This window comes from Halorubrum sp. SD41 (assembly GCF_058630335.1).
In genome coordinates, this window is record NZ_JBZVGZ010000056.1 from 1 (window position 1) to 1,068 (window position 1,068).

General features: G+C 56.5%; 1 tRNA gene and 1 rRNA gene. Both read left to right on the plus strand.

Annotated features, from left to right (window positions below):
* Window positions 1–160: 160 nt before the first annotated feature.
* Window positions 161–232 (plus strand) — tRNA-Ala (locus AC4NMM_RS15245).
* A gap of 271 nt (window positions 233–503) precedes the next feature.
* Window positions 504–1,068, plus strand: a 23S ribosomal RNA gene (locus tag AC4NMM_RS15250); the annotation flags it as partial.

The window sequence follows — 1,068 nt, forward strand, 5'->3', positions numbered from 1 at the left end:
CCCGAGACTCGCCCCCTGGGCGAGCTCACCTTACGACCGTCACACCGACGGTCACTACTCATTCGCACTGGTCTGTGTCACGTCCGCCCACCCACCGGCTTGGACACTTTAGAACGACTACGGCTCACACAACACACCAGACCTTCCCGAGAGGGAAGGTGGGCTCATAGCTCAGCGGTAGAGTGCCTCCCTTGCAAGGAGGATGCCCTGGGTTCGAATCCCAGTGAGTCCATGTCCGTTCGGTCCGAATCCGTCCCCTTATATGGGAGACGCGACTCGGATTGAACACGACGACCGATGCACCATCCCGGGAAACCGCGGATGGGAAGGGTTCGACGAACGCCCCGTCACACCCGGGGCGATTCAATGACAACCGTGTATACGTGCGATCCAGACGTCCACTGAACTCATCCGAGTTCGTGGAACGTCAGTGAACCATATACAGTCGGGTGACACTATGTCACTTGACACCGTCAGCACTCTCTTCGGAGAGTTGGCTGACACACTACTGGCTACTGTGCCAGCTGGTGAATGGCTCGGCTCGAGAGCCGACGACGGACGTGCCAAGCTGCGAAAAGCTCATGGGACCCGCATGGAGGGAAAGAACATGAGATCTCCCAATCGGAATCCGTTCAACAATTGCCACGCGCAATAGGGAACGCCCTGAATTGAAACATCTCAGTAAGGGCAGGAAAAGAACGCAACAGCGATGTCGTCAGTAACCGCGAGTAAACGCGACACAGCCCAAACCGAAGGTCTTCGGACCAATGTGGTGTTCGGGTTGACAACCAAATCTCGACAACTCATCTGAAGTCTCCTGGAACGGAGCGTGAAACAGGGTGACAACCCCGTAAGATGAGTCAGTACGGATGGCGTCAAATCCAGAGTAGCAGGGGTCGGATATCCTCTGTGAACATCTCAGGCATCCCCTGAGAAGGCTAAACACTCCTCGAGACCGATAGCGAACAAGTAGCGTGAGCGAACGCTGAAAAGCACCCCGAGAAGGGCGGTGCAATAGGGCCTGAAATCAGCTGGCGATCGAGCGACAGGGCGTACAAGGCGTCTCTC